A 1,433-nucleotide genomic window follows, 5' to 3' on the forward strand; every position below is an offset into this window, starting at 1 on the left:
TAATAATGTTTGAGTCTTTTTTATCTAAGCCCATAACTTTCACTTCCGCTAGAGATAATACGGAGGGATCCTTGTTTAATAGTTGAATTTTAACATAACGACCTTCTATACCCTTTATACCTAGATCAATGGTGGCTACAGGATCAGGAACAGAATGGAAGTCTTTTTGATAGGTTTTATTATAAGTTGGATCAATGGAAACGGTAATCCTGTATTGACTTAGCCTATCCTTACAGCAATCAGTGCGATTGTAAATAATGATTTGGTTAATAGTTTTAATAGCACCTAAGTCAACCTGCCACCAAGCACCTTGATCTTTATAGGTGTGAGTAACTGAAAATTTGCCATCAAAGAAGTTACCACTAGTATTGCCATCTACTGCTTTGCCAGAAGTAGAAGTGGAATAGCGTGTGCTAGATTGTGTGGTGGATTTGCCAAGGGCTAGATTTTTATTGTTATCGTAAATAATGCCTGAGTCTTCTTCATATAATCCCATAACTTTCACTTCTGCTAGAGATAATACGGAGGGATTCTTGTTTAATAGTTGAATTTTAACATAACGACCATCTATACCCCCTATACCTAGATCAATGGTGGCTACAGGATCAGGAGCAGAATGGAAGTCTTTTTGATAGGTCTTATTATTATGAGTTGGATCAATGGAAACGGTAACCCTGTATTGACTCAGCCTATCCTTACAGCAATCAGTGCGATTGTAAATAATGATTTGGTTCATGGTTTTAATAGCACCTAAGTCAACCTGCCACCAAGCACCTTGATCTTTATAGGTGTGAGTAACTGAAAATTTGCCATCAAAGAAGTTACCACTAGTATTGCCATCTACTGCTTTGCCAGAAGCAGAAGTGGAATAGCGTGTGCTAGATTGTGTGGTGGATTTGCCAAGGGCTAGATTAATACTAGTAGAGTGTACATTTGCCAATTGATATGTGCTAGTAGCATAAACTTCAATTGGCAAAGTAATGAGAAATGTTAATATTAAAGTGCGAGTAAATTTTTTGCTGATGCAGATTAAATTCATTGTGAAATCCCCTTTTTTTGTAGTTTTTTTTGCCCTAAAAATAAGGCTTTTAATTTAACTTTTACCTTAATATTTATGTTTTGTCAAATTATTAATTTTTTATCCAATATTGGATAAATTTAAAAATCCTTCAAACACTCTATCCACAACCAAAGTCAACAAAAGCGTTTTTACCTAATACCATAAAAAAACAAGTTAACCTCCTACAAAAATAAAAAAAATAGTAGCTTCCCTTATTCACTTTTTTGAATTCCACGCACAAACAACCATCAAAACTGTAATGATCTAACTTTCTTAGACACAAAGATAGCCTTATAATACAAAAAATAAGGAGGTTAAAATGACGCAAATAATAAAAACCAGAAAAGAGAGAATAAATCTAACAATTGAGCAA

General features: G+C 34.1%; 1 protein-coding gene. It reads right to left on the reverse strand.

Going from position 1 to position 1,433, the window contains the following annotated elements:
* A partial coding sequence (locus CRYPD_RS07650; RefSeq protein ID WP_138146979.1) for a discoidin domain-containing protein occupies positions 1-1,039 on the reverse strand: 1,039 nt, incomplete at its 3' end.
* Positions 1,040-1,433 lie beyond the last annotated feature (394 nt).

Source organism: Bathymodiolus heckerae thiotrophic gill symbiont, from assembly GCF_900180345.1.
Classification (GTDB): Bacteria; Pseudomonadota; Gammaproteobacteria; order PS1; family Pseudothioglobaceae; genus Thiodubiliella.